The 24,389-nt window shown below is 58.1% G+C and carries 24 protein-coding genes; 8 read left to right on the forward strand and 16 right to left on the reverse strand.

Annotation, left to right across the window (positions count from 1 at the left end):
• Positions 1–2: 2 nt before the first annotated feature.
• From ACR0NF_RS16280 to ACR0NF_RS16310, 7 genes are all read right to left on the reverse strand, one after another.
• A complete protein-coding gene (locus ACR0NF_RS16280) occupies positions 3–647 on the reverse strand; it encodes a GntR family transcriptional regulator (RefSeq protein WP_480472476.1) in 645 nt (214 codons plus the stop codon).
• Positions 648–1,193: 546 nt separating this feature from the next.
• The gene (locus ACR0NF_RS16285) at positions 1,194–1,841 is read right to left on the reverse strand and encodes an ATP-binding cassette domain-containing protein (protein ID WP_480778588.1); all 648 of its coding nucleotides are present in this window, start codon (positions 1,839–1,841) and stop codon (positions 1,194–1,196) included.
• A complete protein-coding gene (locus ACR0NF_RS16290) occupies positions 1,834–3,546 on the reverse strand; it encodes an ABC transporter permease (RefSeq protein ID WP_480778589.1) in 1,713 nt (570 codons plus the stop codon). The genes ACR0NF_RS16285 and ACR0NF_RS16290 overlap by 8 nt, the downstream gene beginning before the upstream one ends.
• On the reverse strand, positions 3,536–4,732 hold the full coding sequence (locus ACR0NF_RS16295; RefSeq protein WP_480778590.1) for an ABC transporter substrate-binding protein: 1,197 nt from the start codon (positions 4,730–4,732) through the stop codon (positions 3,536–3,538). The genes ACR0NF_RS16290 and ACR0NF_RS16295 overlap by 11 nt, the downstream gene beginning before the upstream one ends.
• Positions 4,729–5,358: a CDP-alcohol phosphatidyltransferase family protein gene (locus ACR0NF_RS16300; protein ID WP_480658856.1), complete on the reverse strand. Its 630-nt coding sequence runs from the start codon at positions 5,356–5,358 to the stop codon at positions 4,729–4,731. Before ACR0NF_RS16300 ends, ACR0NF_RS16295 begins: the two co-directional genes overlap by 4 nt.
• 330 nt (positions 5,359–5,688) lie before the next feature.
• Complete coding sequence (locus ACR0NF_RS16305) at positions 5,689–7,035, reverse strand: aminotransferase class III-fold pyridoxal phosphate-dependent enzyme (RefSeq protein ID WP_480778591.1); 1,347 nt, start codon at positions 7,033–7,035, stop codon at positions 5,689–5,691.
• Positions 7,032–7,850, reverse strand: a complete 819-nt coding sequence (locus ACR0NF_RS16310; RefSeq protein WP_480778592.1) for an IclR family transcriptional regulator — start codon at positions 7,848–7,850, stop codon at positions 7,032–7,034. Before ACR0NF_RS16310 ends, ACR0NF_RS16305 begins: the two co-directional genes overlap by 4 nt.
• Positions 7,851–7,967: 117 nt before the next feature.
• Between ACR0NF_RS16310 and ACR0NF_RS16315 the strand changes: the two genes are divergently transcribed.
• From ACR0NF_RS16315 to ACR0NF_RS16335, 5 genes are all read left to right on the forward strand, one after another.
• Positions 7,968–8,915, forward strand: coding sequence for a tripartite tricarboxylate transporter substrate binding protein (locus tag ACR0NF_RS16315; RefSeq protein ID WP_480778593.1), 948 nt, complete (start codon positions 7,968–7,970; stop codon positions 8,913–8,915).
• A 64-nt stretch (positions 8,916–8,979) separates the two neighbouring features.
• Positions 8,980–9,519, forward strand: coding sequence for a tripartite tricarboxylate transporter TctB family protein (locus ACR0NF_RS16320; protein WP_480472492.1), 540 nt, complete (start codon positions 8,980–8,982; stop codon positions 9,517–9,519).
• Between the two features lie 12 nt (positions 9,520–9,531).
• Positions 9,532–11,049, forward strand: coding sequence for a tripartite tricarboxylate transporter permease (locus ACR0NF_RS16325; RefSeq protein ID WP_480667415.1), 1,518 nt, complete (start codon positions 9,532–9,534; stop codon positions 11,047–11,049).
• A gap of 6 nt (positions 11,050–11,055) precedes the next feature.
• On the forward strand, positions 11,056–12,540 hold the full coding sequence (locus tag ACR0NF_RS16330; protein WP_480667476.1) for an aldehyde dehydrogenase: 1,485 nt from the start codon (positions 11,056–11,058) through the stop codon (positions 12,538–12,540).
• Positions 12,541–12,562: 22 nt separating this feature from the next.
• The gene (locus ACR0NF_RS16335) at positions 12,563–13,798 is read left to right on the forward strand and encodes a Tm-1-like ATP-binding domain-containing protein (RefSeq protein ID WP_480778594.1); all 1,236 of its coding nucleotides are present in this window, start codon (positions 12,563–12,565) and stop codon (positions 13,796–13,798) included.
• Here ACR0NF_RS16335 and hpaH read toward each other — a convergent pair.
• Genes hpaH through ACR0NF_RS16365 form a run of 6 tightly spaced genes read right to left on the reverse strand, consistent with a single transcriptional unit; the run spans position 13,795 to position 19,204 of the window.
• Positions 13,795–14,595: a 2-oxo-hept-4-ene-1,7-dioate hydratase gene (gene hpaH / locus ACR0NF_RS16340; protein WP_480778595.1), complete on the reverse strand. Its 801-nt coding sequence runs from the start codon at positions 14,593–14,595 to the stop codon at positions 13,795–13,797. The genes ACR0NF_RS16335 and hpaH overlap by 4 nt on opposite strands.
• Entirely contained in the window at positions 14,592–15,446 is an 855-nt protein-coding gene (locus tag ACR0NF_RS16345) for a fumarylacetoacetate hydrolase family protein (protein WP_480472502.1), read from the reverse strand. Before ACR0NF_RS16345 ends, hpaH begins: the two co-directional genes overlap by 4 nt.
• A 13-nt stretch (positions 15,447–15,459) precedes the next feature.
• Complete coding sequence (gene hpaD, locus ACR0NF_RS16350; protein ID WP_480472504.1) at positions 15,460–16,443, reverse strand: 3,4-dihydroxyphenylacetate 2,3-dioxygenase; 984 nt, start codon at positions 16,441–16,443, stop codon at positions 15,460–15,462.
• Between the two features lie 9 nt (positions 16,444–16,452).
• Positions 16,453–17,307, reverse strand: coding sequence for a 3,4-dihydroxyphenylacetate 2,3-dioxygenase (hpaD, locus tag ACR0NF_RS16355; RefSeq protein WP_480472506.1), 855 nt, complete (start codon positions 17,305–17,307; stop codon positions 16,453–16,455).
• Positions 17,307–18,818, reverse strand: coding sequence for a 5-carboxymethyl-2-hydroxymuconate semialdehyde dehydrogenase (hpaE, locus tag ACR0NF_RS16360; protein WP_480472508.1), 1,512 nt, complete (start codon positions 18,816–18,818; stop codon positions 17,307–17,309). The genes hpaD (ACR0NF_RS16355) and hpaE overlap by 1 nt, the downstream gene beginning before the upstream one ends.
• Positions 18,815–19,204 carry a 5-carboxymethyl-2-hydroxymuconate Delta-isomerase gene (locus ACR0NF_RS16365; RefSeq protein WP_480472510.1) on the reverse strand — a complete coding sequence of 130 codons (390 nt, stop codon included), beginning with the start codon at positions 19,202–19,204 and terminating at the stop codon, positions 18,815–18,817. Before ACR0NF_RS16365 ends, hpaE begins: the two co-directional genes overlap by 4 nt.
• Positions 19,205–19,301: 97 nt before the next feature.
• Between ACR0NF_RS16365 and hpaR the strand changes: the two genes are divergently transcribed.
• Positions 19,302–19,751, forward strand: a complete 450-nt coding sequence (hpaR, locus tag ACR0NF_RS16370; RefSeq protein WP_480667409.1) for a homoprotocatechuate degradation operon regulator HpaR — start codon at positions 19,302–19,304, stop codon at positions 19,749–19,751.
• 22 nt (positions 19,752–19,773) lie between these two features.
• Here the strand turns inward: hpaR and ACR0NF_RS16375 are convergent, their stop codons facing one another.
• From ACR0NF_RS16375 to ACR0NF_RS16385, 3 genes are read right to left on the reverse strand one after another with little or no spacing between them, the layout of a single operon-like run.
• Positions 19,774–20,622, reverse strand: coding sequence for a 3-methyl-2-oxobutanoate hydroxymethyltransferase (locus ACR0NF_RS16375; protein ID WP_480472514.1), 849 nt, complete (start codon positions 20,620–20,622; stop codon positions 19,774–19,776).
• Positions 20,623–20,634: 12 nt separating this feature from the next.
• Positions 20,635–21,249, reverse strand: coding sequence for an HD domain-containing protein (locus tag ACR0NF_RS16380; protein ID WP_480472516.1), 615 nt, complete (start codon positions 21,247–21,249; stop codon positions 20,635–20,637).
• A complete protein-coding gene (locus ACR0NF_RS16385; RefSeq protein ID WP_480778596.1) occupies positions 21,246–22,112 on the reverse strand; it encodes a phytanoyl-CoA dioxygenase family protein in 867 nt (288 codons plus the stop codon). Before ACR0NF_RS16385 ends, ACR0NF_RS16380 begins: the two co-directional genes overlap by 4 nt.
• 98 nt (positions 22,113–22,210) lie before the next feature.
• Here ACR0NF_RS16385 and ACR0NF_RS16390 point away from each other — a divergent pair, with 98 nt between their 5' ends.
• Positions 22,211–23,089, forward strand: a complete 879-nt coding sequence (locus ACR0NF_RS16390) for a LysR family transcriptional regulator (RefSeq protein ID WP_480667407.1) — start codon at positions 22,211–22,213, stop codon at positions 23,087–23,089.
• A gap of 235 nt (positions 23,090–23,324) precedes the next feature.
• Positions 23,325–24,383, forward strand: coding sequence for a catalase family protein (locus ACR0NF_RS16395; protein WP_480778597.1), 1,059 nt, complete (start codon positions 23,325–23,327; stop codon positions 24,381–24,383).
• Positions 24,384–24,389: the final 6 nt, after the last annotated feature.

Raw genomic sequence — 24,389 nt, forward strand, 5'->3', positions numbered from 1 at the left:
TCCTAGGACATCCGGGTCAGATGGCGCTGCATGATCGTGCGTGCACGCTCAGCATTGCGGTCTTTGATTGCTGCCAGGATGGCCGCATGGTCCGGGTTCTCGCCCTGCCGCCAGCGGACAGTTTGGCGCGTATTGAAATGCCATGAATACAAAAGTTGAAGGTTGTTGATCGCGGCAATCATGCGCGGCATTCTGCAGGCAGCTATGACCGCCATATGGAATGCGCGGTTTGCTTCTTCCCAGTCTGCAGAGGTTTCTGCAGCGTTGCACCTTGTGTGTGTCTTTTCGATCTCTGCGATTTGTGCGGGCGTCAGATTAGGAACTGAGCGGTACAGAGCGACAGGTTCAAGTGCGCATCGCATAGTGTGCAGTTCGTCGATCGCGCTTTGATCCATGGGGGCCACGCACATGCCCCGGCGCGGCATGCTGATCGCTAATCCCTGCGAAGCAAGGTTGAGCAAAGCTTCCCGAACCGTGACCTGGCTCACCCCGAACTCGCGCGCGATCAGATCCTGTCGCAGCTTTTCTCCGGGCTGAAACTCACCCCGAACAATCCTGGCCGACAGTTTTTCTGCCAAATCATCCGATTTCTTGATCTGCTGATGCGCCACCGGGCCTCCGTCGATTTCGCGCTTAATTCGGCGCATCGTCAGGCACTTATAATCATGTGTGGGGGTGAACAACAGGCCAACCTCGACCCGTCGGCACGAGGGTATCCCGGTTGGACACGGATGCCAAAAGGATAGGTGCCGATGTGGGCGAAGCTATGGTCCAATACGGCTACGACTCTAAACGCGCAGGGCCTCAGTGCGAACTTCAGTGATGAGCCGAAAAGAAAGGGGCTGGCTGAGGGGGTAAGAGCCAGCCCCATTCTGTGCCGGAGGGCGTAAGTGGTAGTTACGATCCGATGACTCCAAGGTGCCAGAAAAGCCGCGCGCCAGAAATTGGGGAAACCCCGTAGCACCGGAGGATTTCGCGAAACGCTTTGTTTCCGTGATGTAAACAGTAAGTTTCAAAGCAAATAGTGGACACATTTTCGCCACAATGCGATGCTTGCGCAGTGGGCGGTACGTGTTGATTTTAGCATGTTCTGGTTTTCAAGCTGGATTTGAGGGGGTTACTTAGTGCGACGTGCCGCCCCACGAGCTAATCGAAAATGAGTATACGTGATGCGTTGCTGGCTGATCTGTGGATTAGCAGCTTTGCCTATCTGGCAAGTCAATGATCTCACCCTGCGCAGCTTCTGCATCAGCCAGATCGTGTGTAACCAACAAGACGGGCAGACTGGCGGCCCGGGCGCGTTGAAAAACCAGATCGCGCATTTTCGCACGTAAGCTGACGTCGAGGCGTGAGAAGGGCTCATCCAGCAGCAGGGCGTCTGGTTCCGCCAAAAGCATGCGCATCAGCGCAACACGTGCACGCTGACCGCCTGATAACGTTTCCGGATCACGCTCGGAAAACCCTTCAAGTCCGATCTCGGCTAAGGCGCTCTGTATTCTGCCTTGCCGGTCGGACGTAAGTCGCGGCAATCCGAACCCGATGTTCTGACCAACGGACAGGTGGGGGAACAAAAGGTGGTTCTGAAACAGGATGCCGACACGCCGTTTTTGCGGTGGCAGAGCATTGAGGGTACGTCCGTTGAGCGTGATACGTCCCTGCAATCTAAATGCAGGTGGAAGTGTGCCGGTAATCGCCGCCAGAACCGTTGATTTACCGACGCCTGAAGGGCCCATCAGGCTGAGCACCTCGCCCGGCGCTATTGAGGCAGACAGATGTGTTAGTGGTCTGCCATTGGCATGCGATATCGATAGCTTGTCAAGAACCAATCCCGTTTCAGCCATGGCGCAGACCAATCCTGTTGCGGAATACGAATCTGGGGATAATCAGGGCCAGAAAGAACGGCAGCCAGGCGGTTGCAGCCAAGGCGATGGTCCAGACGCCGATTGCGCGACGATCACCGCCGGAAAACAGGGCCAGAGCTTCGGTGGTAAGCGTGTTGACCCGCCCGCCCGAGGTCAGCAGGGTCGCCAGATATTGCCCGACCGACACTGCCATGCCCACAGCAAGCGCTGTCAAAATCGGTGCCAGCAGCATCGGCAAACGGATGCGCCACAGAATGCCGACCGCGCCCAGCCCCATGGCGGCGCCAATGGTGGCATAGCGGTTGTCCAATGCGCGATATGGTCCGGCGAGGGCCAGGAACACATAGGGCAGGACGAACACTAGATGGGCAAGGATCACGGGTGCGACCCCTTGGGCCGCCCCGATCTGGATCATCAGAATTTGCAGGCCGGGCAGGAAAGTTATCTGAGGCAGGATCAGGGGCAGATACAGGATCACCAATCCCGTTTTGTTCATCTCACGCCCTTGACGGGTTTCGGAGTTCAGGCAGCCGATCACCAGGCTCAGTGCGATTAACGCAGTAACGAGCGCCAGCCCGAAGGTGACCAGGGTGACCTCTGCCGCCGCCGGTCCATGTCGGGTCCACGACATCAGGCTGAACCCCTGCGGCAGCGCATCCGGGAACCGCCATCGTCCTGCGAATGACCAGATCAACTGACTGAGCAGACCTCCAAAGACCGCCAGCGCGGCCAAACTGGCAACCGTCACGCCCACCGCGCGCAAAATGTAATCGCGCATACCAGCGTGGCGCTCGCCACTTTCGACGGCCCGATTGATGAGCGTGGCAAAAAGTTTCTCTGCACCGCGCCAGATCAGGATTGCGGTCACCACCATTCCCAGCTGCACCAATGCCGCGGCCGCCGCCGGTGCGCGCAACGCCAGATCGGGGTCGGTCATCCAGCGTAGAATGAATATCGACAGAGGTGGTGGACGGGACGGACCCAGTACCATGGCTACATCAACATTCGACATCGCATAAGCGAGAACCGCATACACCGGCAGGCGAATTTGGGCGTAGAGCGATGGCATTACCGCCATAAACCACCCCCGTACCTTGCCGTAGCCCAACGCCTGTGTGACCTTCATTCGCTCAGCCGATCTGATCTGCGGCAATGCGGCAAGCGACATCAATAGCAAAAAGGGCAGTTCTTTGATCATCAGACCGGTAATCAACGACCAGCCGCCCGGATCTTGAATGATCAGCAGATCGGGTGGACGAGTCCAGCCGGTGATCTCGGGCGAAATCAGGCGGGCGATCCATCCGGATGGCGCGATCAGAAAGGCCAGACCAAGCGCGGCAGCTGCATGGGGAACTGACAGCAGCGGAGACAGAGCACTTTCCACGCGGTTAAAGACCCGCGTGCCATACCAACCCGCGATGAGCAAAAAGCACCCGAGCAATGCTCCGAAGGTCGACAGCACTCCGGTTTTGAACGACAGCCATATGGCTTGCAGTACACCCGGCTCGGCCCAAAGCCGAAGCCATGGGTCGAATGACAGGGCGCTCTCACCACCGGGGCGTAACCCGCCGAAGGCTGGAACGATGGTTCCGACCAAACCGGCGGCGATGGGACCCAACAGCAATCCGATGGTCAGCGTGGGTGCCAGACCCCAACGGGTGACCGGTTTGAGATCAGTTGCCAACGCCGTATCGCTCGGCCCAGTCCGCTTCGATCCGGGTCATCCAGCTGGGATGCGGTTCTGGTAATGCCGGGCCCAGCTCGGCCGGGGACAGGGTCGCAACGCCCAGTTCCAGCGCATCGAAGGCAGCTTGGTCGGCTTTCGGCAAAGCATCCATATCCAGCACGGTGCCATAACCCAACACTTCGGGGTCTTGCGCGCGCAGCTGTGCTTCGGGACTGATCAGAAAGTTGGCGACTACCATGGCACCAGCCTTGGCAGACGCATTATAGGGAACGGCCACGAAGCTGGCATTGCCCAGCGTACCGCCATCCAGCACAAAGGTACGTGCGCTTTCTGGCAATTGCTGATTGGCGATGGCTGCGGTGGCCTCACCCGGAGAGAAGCTGATCGCCATATCCACTTCGCCATCGTTGATCAGCTGTAACTGGCTGGGACCGGTCTGCGGATAGGCACGGCCAGATCGCCAGAGGTCGGGCGTAACCTGCTCCAACCAGTTCCAGAGCGGGCCGGTTACTTCGGCATAGTTGTCACCGGCTGCCTGTTGCAGAACCGCCGGATCCTCGACCAATTCGATCAGCATCTGCTTCAGGAAGGTGGTGCCCAGAAAATCCGGTGGCTGCGGAAAGGTGAAACGACCGGGGTTTTCGGCCACCCAGTCGCGAATGGCTTCGGCCGATTTGGGTGGATCGGGCAGGACCTCGCTGTCATAGATAAATACGACCTGCGCCATGGCCCACGGGCTTTCGAATCCGCCGGTCGGAACTGTAAAGTCGGTGGTTACGGTTTTGCCTTCGACATCCACGAAGCGCCAGTTGGGCAAGGCCTCCGCGAAGGGGCCGAACAACAGATCGGCCTCTTTCATGGCACTGAAGTTGGCCCCGTTGATCCAGATGAGATCAATCGCACCATCAGTATCTTTGCCACTGGATTTCTCGGCGATCACGCGGCTGACGGCATCAGCTGTGTCGGCAAGCTTTACGTGTTCCAGCGTAACGCCATGCTCTTGCTTGACCCGAATACCGACCCAATCGATGAAGTCATTTGTCGTCGTTGATCCGCCCCAGGCGTTCCAATACACGGTCTGACCATCGGCTTCGTTCAGAACGTCGTCCCAGTTCGCCGGGTCGGGCTCGGCCCATGCCGCTCCTGCAAGGGCTGCGCATGCGGCGGCGATGAGATATTTCATGGGTTTTCCTTATCTTCCATGGGGGCAAAAACCTGTCGCGCAAGCAGAATGCGCGAGAGGGCCGTGATAAAGCAAACTGCGCCGAAACCCCACGCCATTGGTGTAAACCAGGCGGGCAGCAGGCAGATTGCAATGAAGAACGCAATTGTTTCGGTCCCCTCCAGCAGGCCTCCGGTGAAGTAGAGCGATTTTGCGCCGTGTTTTTGGGCTTTCAGTCCATGTTTCTCAGCCAAGATGGCATATCCCAGGAACGTCGCGCCGTTGAAATAGAAGCTCACCAACAGCCACGCTCCGGCCAACGCGTTTCCGGCTGGATCGGTCCATATGAAAGCCATCGGGATCAAGCCATAGAACATGAAATCGCAGGTGATATCGAGGTATCCCCCGAAGTCAGTCTTTCGCCGGGCGCGGGCAATTGCCCCATCCAGCCCGTCCGCAAGGCGCGACAAGAGGATCAGTGCTATCGCCATCCACAGGTGGTCGACAATGATCGCTACTGTGGCCAGAACTCCGAAGCCCAATCCAATCAAGGTGACCGTGTTGGCTGACACCCCACGCGCGGCAAGTCCCCGCCCAATTGCATTAAGAGGCGGGTCGATCAGTGGTCGGATATGGGCGTCAAGCATGCGTGGTCGTGGGTTTCTGGTCGTTGGCGTAAGCGGCCTGTATTAAATCTTGCAGAATCCAGACAAGCAACTCGGTTAACGACTAGCGAACACTCGCGCGAAAGGAAAATGGGTAGGGGTCTGTTCACGACGTTGTGTGTTCCGCTACCCGCTACGCAAGTCCGGACCGTTCCCCGTCTGTATCTGACAACTATATCGCGATGGAGCAAAGTCCAGCGACGTACTGACAACTAATTTTGATCAGGTTGGTAGAGCCGCCCCAAGCAACGTTGGGGCGCTCAGCCGTAAACGAAATCCGCTCGGTCATTTTAGCAAACCAATGAACGCCTTTTAGACAGCGCGGAAACCAGCCTCTAACGCCGACAGGATTGTATCTGCTTCCTGTTCAGACAAAACCAACGGTGGCGACAGGATCAGGTTGGGGCCGGACACCCGGATCATGGCGCCTGAGTCATACGCGACTTCCTGCACCTTGCTGGCTGTTGCTGCGTCGATCGGTTTTTTGGTGCCCCGGTCGCTTACCATTTCAATGGCTGTCATCAGACCATGCCCGCCGCGTACGTCTCCGATTAAGTCATACTTCTGCTGCAGCGCTTTGCAGCCTTCATACAATTGGGTGCCGCGCGCAGCAGCATTTTCTGTGACATTCAGGCGCTTTGTTTCGGCAAGACAGGCCAGCGCGGCCGCGGCACCAACCGGGTGGCCGGAATAAGTATATCCGTGGCCGATCTTGGCATTTGGATTGCCTTCGAACACGTCAACCATCTTGTCACCAAGCATGACAGCGCCAAACGGGAAGAACCCGTTGGTGATCGCTTTCGCCGTGCACATGATGTCGGGCTGAATGCCCCAAAGGCGCGCGCCAGACCAGGCTCCGGTACGGCCATAGGCTGTGATGACCTCATCGGTGATCAGCAGGATGCCGTGACGATCACAGATCTCCCTTACCATCGGTGCGAAGGATTTGTGCGGAGGGATCACCCCGCCCGCGCCCAGAATAGGCTCCATGATCATCGCGGCGATGGTGCCCGCGCCCTGAAATGCGATCTCATCCTCCAGGGTTGCGGCGCAAAGCTGGGCCAGTTTCTCGGGGTCGCTTTCGTTGAACGGGTTTCGATACGTATAGGGCGCTGGAATATGGTAGCAGCCGGGCAGCAGCGGCTCGTATGCGGTGCGGAAGTTGGCATTGCCGTTAACACTCGCCCCGCCCATATGGGTGCCGTGATACCCTTTCTTCAGGCTCAGGAACTTGATTCGCCCCGGCTCGCCCCGCAGCTTGTGATACTGACGTGACAGGCGCAGAGCGGTTTCGACTGAATCTGATCCGCCAGACGTGAAAAACGCCCGCGCCATCCCGTCTGGCGCAAAGAACTCGGATAGTTCATAGGACAGCTCGATCGCGGCATCGTTCGAGGCCCCGCGGAAGGTCGAATAATATGGCAGTTTCTGCAGCTGCGCCGCAATTGCGTCTTTCACCGGTTGGCAGGAGTAGCCCAGATTGACGTTCCACAGGCCGCCGACCGCGTCGACGACGGTGTGACCGTCAATGTCGGTGATCGAAACCCCCTCGGACCCGGTGATGATCTTGGGCGGCGTGTCGATACTGTCCTGCGGCGAGGTCATGGGATGCCACATCAGGCGGCCGTTGTGTTCCTTGAGAAAATTCGAGTCTTTCATGGGGTGGGTTCCAATTCCTGAAGGTCTCGTGAGGGGTCGCGGCCTGTCGACCAGGCCTGCTCGATTTGAGTTGGGACGGTGCCGCCCCAATTATGTGTGATGGTCCGGCTGGCGGTGATCAGATGCGTTTGAATCTGATGTTCAAGCTCGGGCGTGAAACGTGTGGCGACGCTTGCAGCGGAAACGGCACCCGCAAATTGCCCTGCCTGATCGAAGAGCGGCGCGGCGAGGCTGTGGACATCCGCCTCAAGGCTGCCCTCGGATTTACCAAAGCCACAGGCGCGAGTTTTCTGAATGGCAGCGTGCAGCGCGTCGGGGTCCGTCATGGTGGCAGACGTGAATGCGGCCAAGTCGGCCTTGGCCACCTCCAGCAAGTCCTCGGGTCCGAAGGCCAGCGCACACAGGCCTGAGGCTGTCGCATGCAGTGGAAAGGTTTGGATGTCGATGATGACACGAATGCTGTGGCGGGGCGATTCGTGCGCCATGAGCTTATAGAGCGTTTTGCCTGACAGGACCGAGACATGTGAGGTTTCTCCGGTCGCGTCCGCAAGCGCGCGCAGCGGGGCCTCGACCCCGGCCTTGCGAGGTACGGTCAACTCTCTGGTCTGCGCCAGTTGCAGCAAAGCAGGTCCAAGACGGTATTGTTTGGTGCCGGGATTTTGCTCAATAAATCCAACCTCTTCCAGAGCCTGAAGATATCGATAGGTCGTAGCCTTGTCGCGCCCTGCCAATCTGCAGAGTTGCGACAGCCCGATCTCAGGCTGGTCAGGAGAGAAGTGTTCCAGCAATTGCAGGGTTTTTGAGGCAGAGGACATTTGGGCCTGTTCTTGGTTGCTTCCAAAAAAGTTTGACAGATTGCGATTAACATGGCAACCTTTTTTGAAACAACGGTTCAAAATATGAACCACAATAACCACACCAGGGAGACGTTCATGTCAAAGATTGCAAAAACACTGTCCGCGACGGCGCTGGCCATGGCCGCCGTCACAGGGGCTGCGCTGGCCGAATATCCGGAAAAGCCCGTCGAGTTTGTGGTTCCGTGGCCTCCGGGCGATCTTGAAGATGTCCTGACGCGCATGATCGCCGAGGACTTTCAGGCCGAATACGGTGTGCCTGCGGCGGTTGTGAACAAGCCGGGCGGTGGTGGCGGTCCATTCCCCGGAGCGATCGAAGTCGCGAATGCGCCCGCCGATGGCTACACGGTTGGATCATTCCTGATTGCGATCCCGGTCGTCGGTCCGCAGATCGGCATTCCCGAACTGAACCCCGATCCGTTCGTGCCGCTGGGCAACTTTCTGACCTATCCCTTCGTAATCGCCACATCGGGTGATGCGCCCTATGACGATATGGCGGGTCTGGCGGAATATGCTGGCGGCAACGACGTGGTGCTTGGCCATTTCGGCGCGCCGCTGGTGCCAACGCAGGTAACACTGGGGCTGGCGAAAGAGATGGGCTTTTCTTACGCCTCCGACGCCGCCTTTGATGCGCTGGATTGCAACACGCTGGCCTCGGGCGATGTGGATGTGATCAACACCACGCTGCAACTGATCCTTCCCTGCCTCGACAGTGTTAAAGTGCTGGCTTCGATCGGGTCAGAGCGTATTCCGCTGACACCGGACACTCCGACCGTAGCCGAACTGGCCCCTGATCTGGCTGTATCGCTGTGGAATGGTTTGTTTGTCCACAAGGACACGCCACAGGAGGCACGCGATAAGATCACCGCCGTGGCCGAAAAGACCATGCAGTCTGAACGCGCCCAAAAGCTGGCCGCCGAAACCGGAGCCGCCGTTTACTGGCAGCCAGCCGATGATGTGGTGGGCCAGATCCAGTCCGACATCGAGACCATGGCGCGCATCGAAGGTATGCTGAGCGGTAACTGATCGCACAGCCAGTGGGCCGGGTTGAACGCCCGGCCTGAAGCTTCCCAAACGGACGAGGGCGAGGATGTCCCGGGTCAGAACTCTTCAAGCATTGTTCAAGCGTTATCGCCGTCCCGGTGATATCGTATTTGCATGGCTCGCGCTGGCCGTTTCGGTGTTTCTGCTGACGCAGCTGTGGGATCAAACCGCATGGCGCGGCGGGCAGAAACTGGCTGCGCAACCTCGGTTCTGGCCCGCAGTTTCTCTGATCGGGATGGTCGGTTTCGCGGCTCTGCACCTTTTGGGTTCAGCCTTATCGGAACGGATTGGCGACCGCTGGCGCGAGGTTTGGCTATGGTTCTGCGCCTTGGAATATGCGGGATGGTTCGTGGTCTATGCGATGGCCGTACCGATTTTGGGATACCTGCCGACAACCATAGTCTTCTCGATCCTGTTGGTGCTGCGCGTCGGATATCGTAGCACGGCTGCGATTGGAGCCGCCGTTGCCAGCGCGGTTGTCATCGTTGTTTTGTTCAAAACCTTCCTGCAGGTGAAAATCCCCGCGGGCAGGATTTATGAGGCCCTGCCGGATGGGCTGCGTCAGATCATGCTGACCTATTTCTGATCGGAGCCGCGAATGGAAAACCTGCTTGCCGGGGCCGAAATGCTGGCCCGATGGGATGTGATCTTGGCCCTATTCGTCGGCTCGATCGGCGGTGTGATCATCGGTGCCATCCCCGGTGTTGGCCCTGCGGTGGCCATTGCGATACTGCTGCCCGCGACCTTCTCGCTGGACCCGATTGTGGGCCTGACGATGCTGTTGGGGATCTATGGCTCATCCATGTATGGGGGTGCGATCCCGGCAGTTCTGATCAACACGCCGGGGACGGCCGTCAACGCGCTGACCTCCTACGACGGTTATCCGATGACGCGGGATGGGCAGGCGCATCGTGCCGTTTCGCTGGCCTACAGCGCATCGTTCTGGGGGGGCATCTTTGGTATCCTGTGCCTCATCCTGCTGTCGCCTGTATTGGCCCTTGTTGCACCGATGTTTGGCAGCCGCGAGATCTTTCTGGCTGCGCTGTTGGGTATCATTCTGGTTATCCTGGCCCATCGTGGCCAGATATTTGCCGCCGGAATGCTCGCGATGTTCGGGATATTTCTGCAGACCGTTGGGCTGGATTCGGTTACCTATACTCAGCGCTACACGTTCGGATTCAGCTTCCTCAGTTCGGGCGTCAATCTGATCGTTGTGGTTCTGGGGCTGTTCGCCCTCAGTCAGGCGTTCTTCCTGCTGACCGCCCCGGACAATAGCCCAGACGCCAAACCGATCACCGGTCGCATGACCGCCGGGATCAAAGAGTTGTTGGGTCACAAACGTGTCGCTACGGTCGCCTCAGGCTTTGGCGTCGTTCTGGGGATGATCCCCGGCACCGGAGAGTTCACCGCCCAATTCATGAGCTACACCTACGCGCAGAAAACCTCAAAAGACCCGGATGCGTTCGGCAAAGGCTCACCCGAAGGTCTGATCGCCTCGGAGGCGGCTAATAACGCCGTTCCGGCAGCGGCGATGATCCCCTTGTTGGCGCTGGGTATTCCGGGTGAGGCGCTGACGGCGATGATGCTGTCGGTCTTCTATGTCCATAACGTGATCCCCGGACCGCAGCTGTTCCAGAACAACATCGATCTGGTCTACGGGCTCTACCTCGCGCTGATCCTGCTCAACGTGATCGTCATGGTGTTTCTGCTGTTTTCGACCAATCTGTTGACCAAGATTATCCGCGTACCAACCCGGTTTCTGGGTGTGATGATCCTGCTATTGTCCTTCGTCGGCGTTTATTCACTGCGCAATTCGCTGAGTGATTGCATGATCGCTGCCGGATTTGGCGTGCTGGGCCTGGTCCTCAAACGGCTCAACCTGCCGATTGTTCCGATCATTCTGGGCATGGTTCTGGGCGGCATTATGGAGGTCAAGTTGCGTTCGGCCCTGCCTCGCCTCAAGACGCCTCTGGATATGATCGACCGGCCGATTTCTTTCATTCTGTTTGTCATCATCGTGCTTGTTCTGGCGATCCACGTGCGGACCCTGGTCAAGGAATACCGCGCGCATTTGCCGGATGAGGACCATGATCTGCATGACAGCCAACAACGGTAGAAAATGATGGACCAATCCTCGATCGACGCCCTGCGCACACAACCGGTTCCGGCGTTCACTCACCTGATCAATGGCGAGCATGTCGCAGCTTCGGGCGGCGCGGTGATGGACGTGATCTCACCGCTCAACGGGCAGGTTCTGACCACTGTCGCGAAGGGTACCCGGCAGGATATGGAGACCGCTATCGCTGCGGCACGAGCATCGTTTGAGGATGGGCGATGGGCCGGTCAGCCCCCAGCAGCACGCAAGAAGGTACTGCTGAAATGGGCGGATCTGATCGAGGCGAACGCGCTGGAGCTTGCTGTGCTGGGGGTGCGTGACAACGGCACTGAGATCGGAATGGCCCTGAAGGCTGAGCCGGGCTCGGCTGCCGGTACGATACGGTATTATGCCGAAGCGCTCGACAAGATTTACGGCGAAGTGGCCCCGACACCGGGCGATATTCTGGGTCTGATCCACAAGGAACCGGTGGGCGTTGTTGGTGCGATCATCCCGTGGAACTTCCCGCTGATGATTGGCGCGTGGAAGCTGGGCCCTGCTTTGGCCATGGGCAATTCAGTTGTTCTGAAACCGGCCGAGACGGCCTCATTGTCGTTGATGCGTATGGTGGAGCTGGCGCATGAGGCCGGTTTGCCGCCGGGTGTGTTGAATGCGGTGACCGGCGAAGGTGCGGTTGTGGGTGAGGCGATGGGCCTGTCGATGGATGTCGATGCGCTTGTCTTCACCGGTTCGGGCGCGACAGGTCGCCGACTGATGGAATATGCCGCGCGGTCCAACATGAAACGGGTCTATTTGGAGCTCGGCGGCAAATCTCCCAACATCGTTTTTGCGGATGCGCCCGATCTGGATCAGGCCGCCAAGGTCGCGGCGGCGGGTATCTTCCGCAATGCCGGTCAGGTTTGTGTGGCGGGCTCGCGTCTTTTGGTTGAGGCCAGCATCCATGATGAATTCGTGGCTGCAGTTTCCAAAGCAGCACAAGCGATGCGCGTCGGGGACCCGTTGTCGTTAGAGACAGCCATTGGGGCGGTGAATTCTGAAACTCAACTGGCGCAGAATCTTGGCTTCGTCGAAACCGCTCGTGCTGAAGGTGGTGAGGTGATCACCGGCGGCGACCGCATTTTGCAGGAGACAGGCGGCTATTTTATGGCCCCCACCGTTGTTGCCGGGGTGAGGCCTGAGGCGACGCTGGCCCAAAAAGAAGTCTTTGGCCCGGTGTTGGGTGTGACATCCTTTAAGTCAGAAGAAGACGCAGTGCGGATGGCGAATTCAACGGTCTACGGGCTTGCGGGTGCGGTCTGGACCGCAAATCTGTCGCGTGCGCACAAGATGGTGCGCTCCGTGCGTACCGGTGTGATGCATGTGAATACCTATGGAGGTGCGGACGGGACCGTGCCGCTGGGTGGCATCGGACAGTCGGGCAATGGGCACGACAAGTCCCTGCACGCCATCGAGAAATACATCAACCTCAAGACAGCGTGGATCAAGCTGTAAACCATTGCGGAAGGAGTGCGCCATGGCGGACAAAACCATTCTCGTAGTCGGCACGTTCGACACCAAGGATGATGAGTTGGGTTTTCTGTCCGGTGTGATCCGCGATCAGGGTGGTCGCGTGCTGACGATGGATGTCTCGGTTCTGGGCGATCCTTCTGAACCGACGGATTACTCCAAGCACGATGTGGCCGAAGAAGGTGGCAGCTCGATCGACGCCGCCATTGCCTCCGGCGATGAAAACCATGCGATGCAAATCATGGCGAACGGCGCGGCGTTGCTGACCGCGCGCTTGTACCAAGAGGGCAAATTTGACGGCGTAATCGTGCTGGGTGGTACGATGGGAACAGATTTGGCGCTGGATGTGTGCGCCGCAGTGCCTTTGGGAGTGCCTAAATATATCGTGTCCACGGTGTCGTTCTCGCCGTTGATCCCGGCAGATCGGCTGGCTGCAGATACGCAGATGATCCTATGGGCCGGGGGACTTTATGGGCTGAACTCGGTCTGCAAGGCGTCGCTCAGCCAGGCGGCCGGTGCGGTTCTGGGCGCTGCGCGAGCCGTGGTGCCGCCGGATCGGCAGAAACCGCTGATCGGGATGACCTCGCTCGGGAAATCCGCGCTGAAATACATGGTGCCGCTGAAACCTGCGCTTGAGGCGCGGGGCTATGAAGTGGCCGTTTTCCACGCAACCGGGATGGGCGGTCGCGCGTTTGAAAGCCTCGCACAACAGGGAGCGTTCGCGTGCGTTTTCGACTTTTGCACGCAAGAGCTGGGCAATCACATCAACGGATCGAATATCTCGGCGGGTGAGGGGCGATTGACCCATGCGGGGCTGAACGGGACGCCGCAAATCGTGGCACCTGGCTGCTATGACCTGGTTGATATCGTGGGCTGGCAACCGATGCCCGAGAAATGGGCGGATCACCCGCATCATGCTCATAACCGGTTGCTGACTTCTGTCGTGTTGGACACAAAAGAACGTCGAGAAGTCGCACGGGCGCATGCACGCCAAATGGCCACGGCAACCGGCCCGGTCGCGCTGATGCTGCCGATTTTGGGACTGGGTGAATGGGACAGGGAAGGGGCAGATCTGCATGACAAGGCAGGTCTCGACAGCTTCTTATCGGAGCTTGCGACCGCAGCCCCGTCCAATGTCGATTTGTATAAGATCGAAGCGCATATAAACGACGTGAGTTTTGCCGAGGAAGCCTTGCGCATATTCGACAACTGGTGCGCGCAAGGGGTGGTGGCCACCCCTTAGGCGAAACGGATATCAACGCCGCCGAAGGGACCGAAATCAGCGTGAATTTCGGTGCCGGATGGGCATTCGACTGGCCGAATGAAACTGCCAGACAGAATGACCTGACCGGGTTCGATACTCTGCCCATATTGCGCCATGCGCCGTGCCAGCCAGACGACGCTTTCGACCGGATCGTTTAGCACACCTGCGCCAAGACCCGTCTCTTCGATCTCACCGTTGCGGAAGGTCAGTGCTCCGACCCAGCGGAGGTCAAACGCATCAACTGCGTGCCGTTCAGCACCCAAAACGATGCCTGCATTGGCTGCATTGTCGCTAATCGTGTCAAATACAGTGCGCGCTTTACCGGTTTCCGGGTCCACGCGCTGAATTCGAGTATCGAGGATTTCAAGCGATGGGGCCACATAATCCGTTGCCGCTAGAACCTGTTCGCGGGTGACATCTGCTCCACTAATGGCATCCCTCATCACAAAAGCGATCTCAGCTTCGATACGGGGCTGGATGAACCGCCCCTTTGGAATGGTCGCGCCATTCTCAAACAGCATGTCATCGAACAGGATGCCACTGTCAGGAATGTCGATATTCAGCGCATATTGCATCGCTTTCGAGGTCAGCCCGATCTTCCAGCCGATCACCGTGCGACCCTCGGCCAGCTTGGCGCGATAGATCGCGTTCTGCACCGCATAGGCATCATCCATCGCCATCTCAGGGTGACGCAGGCTGAGCAATCCGATTTGCTGGCGGTTACGCTCTGCTGCGAGCAGATCAGCGGCGGCTTCGGCGTAGTCCTGTGGGGTCATACGGTCTCGTCCTCGATGCCGTTGCGCAGCAGGCCGATGCCTTCAACCTCGACCTCGACCACATCTCCGGGTTTCAGAAAGCGTGGGGGATCGAACCGCGCACCAGCACCCGAAGGCGTGCCGGTGACGATCATGTCGCCCGGCTGCAGGGTCATGAAGGTTGAAATGTACTCGATCTCGCGCCGGATCGGGAACATCATGCGCGACAGGAAATCATCCTGACGCACCTCTCCGTTCACACGGGTGATGATGCGCGCGTCGTCCAACTGGGCCGGATCGGTGAAAGGCACCAGCCATGGGCCCATCGCGCCGGACCGGTCCCAGTTCTTGCCTTGGGTGACATTGAACTTGGCATGCCGCACCCAATCCCGGATGGTGCCCTCGTTGCACAGGGTCAGCGCAGCGATGTGATCATAGGCCTGAGCCTGAGGAATGCGGCGGCCACCTTTGCCAATGACGATCGCCACTTCGCCTTCATAGTCCAGTTGGTGGCTTTCCGGGGGGCGGATCAGCGGGCGATCATGGCCTGTGAAGCCACTGGCAAAGCGCGGAAACAGAGACATGTTCTGTGGCTGGGCACTGCCATCTTTGTATTCTGCATTCCGATCCGGGAAATTCACGCCAACACACAGGATGCGCCGCGCGTCGGGCAGAACCATGTCATAAGTAAAATCCGTGTGCGTGACCGCAGCGCTTTCGGCAGCGCGCCCGAGATCGCCTAACCCCCCGGCGCAGACCGCATCGAACAGGGTCGGCCACTCAGGGAAAGCTGCGTTCAGAGCGATGGCTCCGGCATCCGTGATGGCGCCATAGAACTGCTCATCTTGCGCAGAGAAGCTGGCAAATCGCATTGGTGTCTCCATTTCAGGGCGCAATGATTGGGGTGGCGTTCAGGTCGGGGTCCTGAACCGATGTGCCGACAAACTCGGTTCCATGCTCGAACCAGCTGCGCGGGGCAGGGGCACCCCAAAGTGTTTGCCGCTGTGGGTCTTTGAGGTCCCATTTCAACGGTTCGTGATCCGGGTCGACGGTTTGGTAATCCGAGCTGTAAATCTCGATCCGATGGCCGTCGGGGTCGAGGATATAGAGGAAAAAGGCGTTAGAGATGCCGTGCCGGCCAGGACCACGTTCGATGCTGTCCACATAGCCGGTGGTCGACATCACATCGAGCAGATCGATGATATGCAGCGGGTTCGCGACCCAAAATGCGACGTGATGCATCCGTGGACCCATGCCGTTTGTGAAGGCCATGTCATGCACGCCGCCCTTGCGGTGCAGCCACGCCGCCCACAGGCGCGTGCTGTCCTCATCTTCGGTATATTCGGTGACGCGAAAGCCCATTTCGCTGTAGAACGCCACACTGTCATCCACATTCGGGCTGAAACAGTTGAAATGATCGATCCGCAGAGGCCGGACGCCATGATAGCGGGCATATTCCTGATGGATCGGAGGCAGGCGGTCCATCTTGTGATAGAACTCCAGCGGAATGCCGATATGATCCGAGGTGAGCAGGGTGCGGCCCTGATGCGGGCGTTCGATCCATTGAGTCGGACGATCTTTGGCCTGAAACCATGCTTCGGCTCGATCCAGATCCGTCTCATCAAAGACCTTGAAGCCCATAACCTCGACCGTGCCGGGTTGGTCGGATTTCTGCAAAATAACCGAATGGTGCCCTCGCTCTTCGAGCGCGCGCAGGTAGATGTGGCCGTCGGTCTCTTCGCTGACTTGCAGGCCGAACATATCGACATAAAAGGCCCGAGAGGCCGCCAGATCGCTGACATTCAGGCAAACATGGCTCAGGCGGATGGTGTTGAAATCGGGATAGAGATTAGGGGCAGGAACGGGCACCGCGGCCTCCTATTGAACGGGAAAAATGACGTTGGTCTGGCCTGTGCCCGAAGACGGGAAATACTCGGTCACCACCTCGCATTTGCCGGTGTATTGATCCCAGCCCAACGCGCCGTAGAGCATCGCTGTGTCGTGCATCGACCCCTCGCCGCAGCAGAAATTGGCATAATCGCCCAACATCTTCAGGAAGGTTGCGTGATCGCCGCTCTTCCACATCTCAAGGACATGCAGGTCAACTTGACGGTTGAACTCGGAACTGATGGTGAAAGTACCGTTGTTGGCAGCGTAGTCCTTATTGGCCCAGATTTTATGGCTGAGTGATCCGCTGGCAACCAGAAGAACCTTTTCGTCTGAAGCCTCAACCGCTTCCCGAATGGCCTCTCCGATCACGCGGCTTTCGTCATGATCGTGGACCGTGGCCCATGCTGCGACCGAGACTACCTTCATTTCATGTTCGCGGCTCATGAAACGCATCGGGACCAGCGTGCCGTATTCCAGTTCCAGACTGTTGAGGTGATGCGCCAAGGTATATACGCCTTTGTCCGATGCGATCTTTGCAATCGCATCACCCATCTCGGGGTTGCCGTTGTAGGCATAAGGTAGGTTCTGGATGAACTGTGGGAACTCGTTCGAGGTGAACAGCCCCTCGAAACGTGCATTTGCATTGATATGGAACCCGGCATTGATCACCCAATGTGTGTCGCAGATGATCACGGTGGTGGCGCCCAAAGCCTTGGCGCGGCGCGCGATTTCCCGGTGACCATCAATCGCGGCCTGACGCTTGCCTTTGATCGGGCCTTCCTGTTCCGACATCAACAGGGTCGGGACGTGGGTCATCTTCGCGGCAAGAACGAACTCTCCCATCAGCTTGCCCCCAACCGGGTGATCTTGTGCTGACCGGTGGCGAAGCCGATGTGTTTCTGCTCCATATAGAATTCGAACGACCAGTCGCCGCCATCGCGCCCGATGCCGCTGGCTTTGACGCCACCAAACGGGGTCGGCAGGTGCCGCACGTTTTCGGAGTTCACCCAAATCATCCCCGCTTCGAGCCTGTCAGTAAACCGCAGTGCACGGGTCAGGTCGTTGGTCCAGACATAGCCGGTCAGACCATAGGGCGTGTCATTGGCGATGTTCAGCGCCTCTTCTTCAGTCGTGAAGGGGATTGAGGTCAGGACGGGGCCAAAGATCTCTTCCCGCGCGATGCGCATCTGGTTGGTTGCGTCGGTGAAAAGGGTAGGTCGCACGAAATAGCCTGCATCTCCGACCACCTCACCGCCGGCGGCCACGGTCGCGCCGTCCTGTCTGGCGATATCGAAATATGAGGTGACTTTGTTGAAGTGCTCTTCGGTCACCAGCGGACCGATCTCGGTCGCGGGATCCAGTGGGTGTCCAACGCGAATGTTATTTACACGTTCGACCAGCTTGGCCTCAAAGTCTGCGCGGATTGTGTCCTGAACCAGAAGACGCGACGAGGATGTGCAGCGCTCGCCATTGATCGAGTAGATCATAAAGATCACCGCATCCAATGCGCGCTCCAGATCGGCGTCTTCAAAGACGATCACGGGGTTCTTGCCGCCAAGCTCCAGATGGTTGCGTTTGAGCGTATCTGCCCCTTGCTTGGTGATCAGGCTACCGGTCCGGCTTTCGCCGACAAAGGCGATGGCACGGATCTTGGGATGTTCGCACAGCGCCTTGCCCGCGTCCTCACCAAATCCGTTGACGGTGTTCAGAACACCTTTGGGCAACCCGGCCTCTTCGGCTATTTCAACCAGTAGACGGGCGGTCAGGGGGCTCGCCTCGGCGGGTTTGTGGACGACCGTACAGCCCGCGGCCAGTGCCGGAGCGATCTTCCAGGTCGACAACATAAATGGTGTGTTCCAGGGTGTGATGACACCCACCGGACCAATTGGAACGCGGGTCGTGACATTCATCAGGGTCGGGGATTTCAGGTGCTGCCCGTCACGCGCCTGAACGACCTGATCGGCGAAATACCGAAAGTTCTCAGCCCCGCGCAGAGCGGCCTTGGACATGAACTTATATGCTTGCCCGGTATCCCAGCACTCGCACAGAGCAATTTCTTCGGCGCGCGCCTCGATGGCGTCGGCGATGTTCAGCAGAATACGCCGCCGCTGGGGTGCGGGCATGTCGCGCCATTCCGGGAAGGCGTCTGCGGCTGCGCAGGCTGCGGCGTCGACATCCTGCGCATTGCCGCGCGCGACATCACAGATCACCGATTTATCTACGGGGGAGGTCGTCTGGAAAACGCCGCCCGATCCGTCCCGATCCTCACCCGCGACGCGGTTCTTGACGCCATCTGCTTGGAACCGGGCCAAAAACTCGTTCAGCTTCTCAATATTCTGGCTCAGTGCTGTCATTCTGCACTCCTCAGGTGATCTCGGGTTGTGCCTGTTTTAGGCGACAGTTCGGGGTCGATATCGCGCATCTCAAGCGACACGGCGATCGAGTGGCCTTTCATGGCCGGGGCCAAAAATTCCGTCACGGCGTCAAACAGAGCCTTGGTCGCCGCTCGCTTTACGTCATCTGCACGACCTGCGCGCAGGCGGACCGAGATGTCGATGAACCCGTGCTGCGGATCGCCATCGGCAATGGCATAGTGATCGACCCGTATGGCCCGCACGCGGATACCGGCCATCGGGAAGGTCTCAATTCCGGTAGCGGTGGCGCGAATACATTCACACAGACCGGTCATATCGACGATCTTTTCAAGATTTCCCGAATAATCGATCTGAAAGTGCGGCACATGTTTTCCTTGTCATGTTAATAATTCACACGATAAATAAATGACATCCCTCGAGTCAAGCTCTTTTATTAACATGATAACAATGTTAAGCAGGGCCATGCGCAAAAAAGCTTACTCCAAGGCACATGAGTTGCCACCCACTACGCGGTCTCTGCCGATTTCCCTGATCCGAGCGCGGGAATCTGTAATGGCCCCGATCCGCGCCATGTTGCAAGATTCCGGGCTGACCGAGCAGCAATGGCGCATCCTCCGCGTGCTGGATGAATGGGGGCCAGTTGATGCCACCGCACTGGCCGGGCGCGCGGGACTGTTAGCGCCAAGTGTTACGCGCATTCTGCAGTCCATGTCCGAGAAAGAGTATATCCTGCGTCAATCCGATCCGGATGATCGAAGACGGCAGATCATCTCACTTCTGCCCAAGGGGCAGGCCATCATTGACGACAATATTGAAGAAGGTGCCCGTATCGCCGCCCAGTTCCGGGAAACCCTTGGCGACGAAGATTACGAACAGCTGCTGGACCTGTTAGAAAGACTGATCCAGGCTTAGAGTTTTTGACATACGATCACAGCTATTCATGCGTCGGACGCCATTTGTCCAAAGCTTCGAGGAATTTCTCATGCTCGCCGTCCAGCATGCCGATATTGGTCGCCGGATATGGAAAGTGACCCGCAGTGACTTCGTTGTGAAATTCGGACAATGCAGCAACGCGCTCCTGATGAATTTGTTTATGCAACCGCCCGACATTGCCAAACGCATGCGCATGTTTTGGAGGGGTCTCCTCTTCGCTGGATTCGCCACAGATATCTGCGACAAATGAGAATACCGCATCTCCGGCGTTCCCCGAGCCCAGAGAGAACGTTACAACCGTTGTCTTGGTGTTAACGGCTGACAGGACTTCTTCTGCAATGCACTCGGCCTCGACAGCAAATACGCCTACGTCCTCCATGCGTTTCAGCGTTTGGAAGATTTTTATGGCTTCGTCGGCCTTTCGACCCCAGCCACGCAACCCGCCGCAGTGATGGCTGAATGTCGGGATCAGACCGATATGGCTTTGCACAGGAATGCCATCGGTGGCCATGCGCTCCATGACGTCGAAAGACCGTAGAGTATAATACATGTCGGCACCATTGCGCATGGTCTCGTAGGCATGCGCAATGATTTCGTCATCTGAGCCAAACTGCGCCCATGACGAACCCGCGCCAGTAAAATGAGTTGGCGCGATACGACGCACGTCTTCCATCTGGTCCGCGCCGACGACGAACAAGTCAATGCCCGCGTCGACACAGGCTTGCAGTTCGTCGTTGTTGGCCGGGTTCGCCATCGACAACGTGCGGCCCGACCCCTTGAGCGCTTTTAGATCGGCGACCGTGAAGTTTCGTTCAGCCGGATTGCGACTGAAATCGTAGATACGTTTCATGCTGTGTATCTCTTATTTCCCGCCAAGCTGTTCGGGCAGGTTGGTGATCTCTCCCTCGCGGATCACGGCAGGGTCATAGGCCGTGCGGCCGAACACTTCACGCACCATGGGTTCGAAAAACTCCAGCGACTCCATGGGGTAATCGGGATCGAAGCTTGATTGATCCCAATGCTCGCAGAAGGCGGCACAGGTGTTGAACAACGGGTGATCGCGATACCGATCACGGGCGTTACGATCCCAGCCATAATGGTGCCCGTAATAGAGCGTCTGGAAGATGCCGTGATGTTCGATAGTCCACGAGACCTCCCACCGAACGAAGGGGCGGATTACCTCGGCAGACATGCGGTCATGGTTCTGCGGGGCCAGACCGTCGCCGATATCATGCAGCAGTGCGCCCACGACCCAATCGATATCAACGCCATCGCGAAGGGCACGGGTTCCTGACTGCAAACCGTGCTGCAGACGTGTGATCGGATAGCCTTCCAGAGTGACCTCACCTGCACGGCGCAATTCTTCCAGCACGCGGTCGGCGGTCAGCGCGAGGAAGGGTTTCTCGAGGCGCTCAAGAAGTTCGTAATCCTCCTTGGTGCCGTCTTTCATCGCTGTGAAGCTGACCGTTTCGTTCATTTGCTGTCTCCAGTTGCATAGAATCCGACTGCCTGATCCGCGCCCGCGGCGAGAGTCGCTGCCTGACCCTCAAGTATCTTTTGATAGAGTGCCAGATCGGCAGGATGAAACAAGCCGCGTGGGCCTGCAATACACCCCCAGTCGCCAGCCGGGGTTTCGCCGCGCACGGGCATCGCCCAATCCCGCCCTGGCGCATGATCTCGCACCGCAGGCGTGACATAGCGGATCGCCAGGCCAATGCGGCGATCATCGCTGCCATTGGCGCCCGACGCGTGAAAGCAGCGTCCGTGATGCAGGGACATCTCGCCGGGTTTCAGCGGTCCGTGTTGGGCCATGCTTTCGTCGATCCCCGCAATGGATTGCCCGCGCGACAGCAGATTGTCCTCGGCAAAAGTGTCCTCATGGTCAGCGATCCCGCCTTTGTGGCTGCCGGGAATGAAGCGCATACAGCCCGCCTTTACGGAAACGTCAGACAACGCGACCCAAGCGGTCACCTCATCATCGGTTTCGCCCATTCCCCAATATGTGATGTCCTGATGCCATGAAACGGTATGAGGGCTGTGTGGTTCTTTGATGAACAGTTCCACAGACCAAGCCAGCAGGTCAGGACCCAGAATTCCTTCAACAATGTCCAGGATGGCAGGTGTTCTGGCAAGTTTGGCCAGCAGGGGGATCACGACATGGCCATTGACGCGGAAAAACTGGTTTAAGTCATATCCGGCTGCACCCACGGCATGTTCTGCCTCAAGCGTTTCGATTTTTTGACGCAGCGCTGAGACTTCATCTTCGGAAAACACGGGTAATCCCGCGACGTAGCCGTTTGCGCGGTAGCTTTCGACATAGTCTGGCATCGAATCTCGCATCGTTTCCTCCCTTGATGCTGGATTGAGCCTAATGGGTGCGTGCCATCTGAGAAGACGTTTCTCTTGCCCCAGAGGTTAAGCTGAACTTATTCTTTGTCATGAGCAAACGGATCCCATCCCTCAATTGGCTGCGTGTTTTCGAGGCCGCTGCGCGCACCGGTAGTTTTGCCCGCGCGGCGGAACGTCTGGCCATGTCGCCACCTGCTGTCAGTCAGCAAATACGGGCGCTGGAGAAGCATCTTGGGCGACCGCTATTTGAACGCAAAGCTGCGGGTGTGGCGCTTACTGAAGCCGGGCGGAGCTTGCTGGTTGTCGTGGGGGAGTCGCTGGGTCGGATGGAGGCCGCCGCCGCCGTGCTGTCCTCGCCTCGATCCAAGCCACTGGTTGTCGGGGTGTCGCTGCTGTTGTCGGCTGGATGGCTTGCGCCGCGGCTGCCGGGATTTCTTGAAGCCCATCCGGGAGTGTCGTTAGAGCTGTATTCTCTGTCGGGCCGCCCTGAAACACCGCCCCGGACCGCAGAAGTCTGGATCGCGTTTGGGCAACCGCCTCCGGGGACTGAGGCTCAGCGGCTTTTTGGGGAAACGTTGATACCGGTTGCGCACCCCGACTTGGCGGCACGTATCCACAACGCGGATGACATCTTGGATCACATGCTGATCGAGGTCGCAGATCATCGCAAAAACTGGGTGCAGGTTCTCGGGGCAGATGTGCTGCCGGAACGGGCGAGGGTAAACTATGTCGACACGACCCTGAATGCCTTGGCTCTGGCCGGGGCAGGGTGTGGAATTGCACTGGCGCGACCTCCGGCCAGCGATGATTTGATTGGGAAGTTTGGGCTGAAACGATGTTTGCCGGGCCATGAAGTTGCAGGGGTCGAGGAGTATCATGTTTTGACGAATGCAGGTGCTCAATTGAGTCCTGATGCCGAGGCTTTCCGGAACTGGGTCGTAAACGAAGCGCGCTCGGAAGCGATCTGAAGCTAAATCGCCTGTGATAGGATTGCCGGTTTGTTCCATTGGCTGGCATTGTCGCGATTGACCACGGGCTATGTCGTGACGGTTTCCCGACGGGTCAATCAACGGGCTGCAACTTGCGGATTTGATGGAAAAGGCAAACTGGTGTAGGCTGTTAAAATTCAGAAATGCCATTTGTTCGGCATATTTAGGCGTGTCGTAACCGGATTAGTTTTGTGAACCAGGTTGATTGTTGAAAATGTCCGATAACTCCGTGCCCCCCGATCTTGTTCAGGACGTTATCGATCAGAACCGGGAAGCGGTACCTCGCTGGAATGGGCGACGATTGCGAGCGCAGCATGGGCGCAGTCATGGTTGCGTCGCCGCCAGCTTTCGCATCAGGGACGACCTGCCGGCCCATCTTTGCCATGGGCTTTTTGCACAACCGGGTACTTATGAAGCTGCCATTCGTTTTTCTAACGGGGCGCATCTGGATGATCGCAAGCCTGATGCCCATGGAATGGCGATCAAGCTGTTCGACGTGCCCGAACCCAAGCTGATTGACGCCAAAGCGCTGGAACATCTGGGAATTGCGCAGATCAGCGACGATTTTGATTTCGTACTGACCGACAAGGACACCTTTCCCAGCTATGAGCCGACAGATTATGAGCGGCTGAACCGCCTTGTTGCGACGGGTCAGGCTTTGAAGCACGCCATTAACAAGCGGCGAGGGTGGAGCCTGCGGCTGATCCGGGAAGGTCTGCGCGCCGCCTTACGTGTGCTGCTGACAAAAGAGGGGAAGCGACATCAGCGTATCGCGGTTGAGTTCGCGTCGAACTATATGCACTCGCCCTTTTCTGCACATTTTTGGTCAACAACGCCTTATCGGCTGGGGCCTGACCTGATTGTACGCTACCTCGCGCGCAGCGTAAGGCCCGAAGCTCCCGAATGTCCGGTGGATAGTCCCGATGGGATCGGGCAGCACTTGCGACAGGATGTGGCATCTGGCGAGAACCGTTTTGAGTTCTGCATCGTCGAACCACCTCGCGAGGGCGATGATTTCGATCTTCTGGACAATCGCATCCGCTGGGCGTGTGACCCGCAACCGGATGCACCGCTGGATCCGCACCATCCGACGGTGACCCCGGTGGCGGATATTACAATTGCCCAACACGCCGCGTTTGACCCGCATGATGGCGACGCCATGAGCTTTTCTCCCTGGCGCGTCACTGCTGAACATGAGCCGCTTGGACCGATCAACACCATCCGCCTCAGAACCTATCTGAGCCTTGCACGCGCGCGTTTCCCCAATCGCTAACCGAAC

This window comes from Ruegeria sp. CF4, from assembly GCF_056537345.1.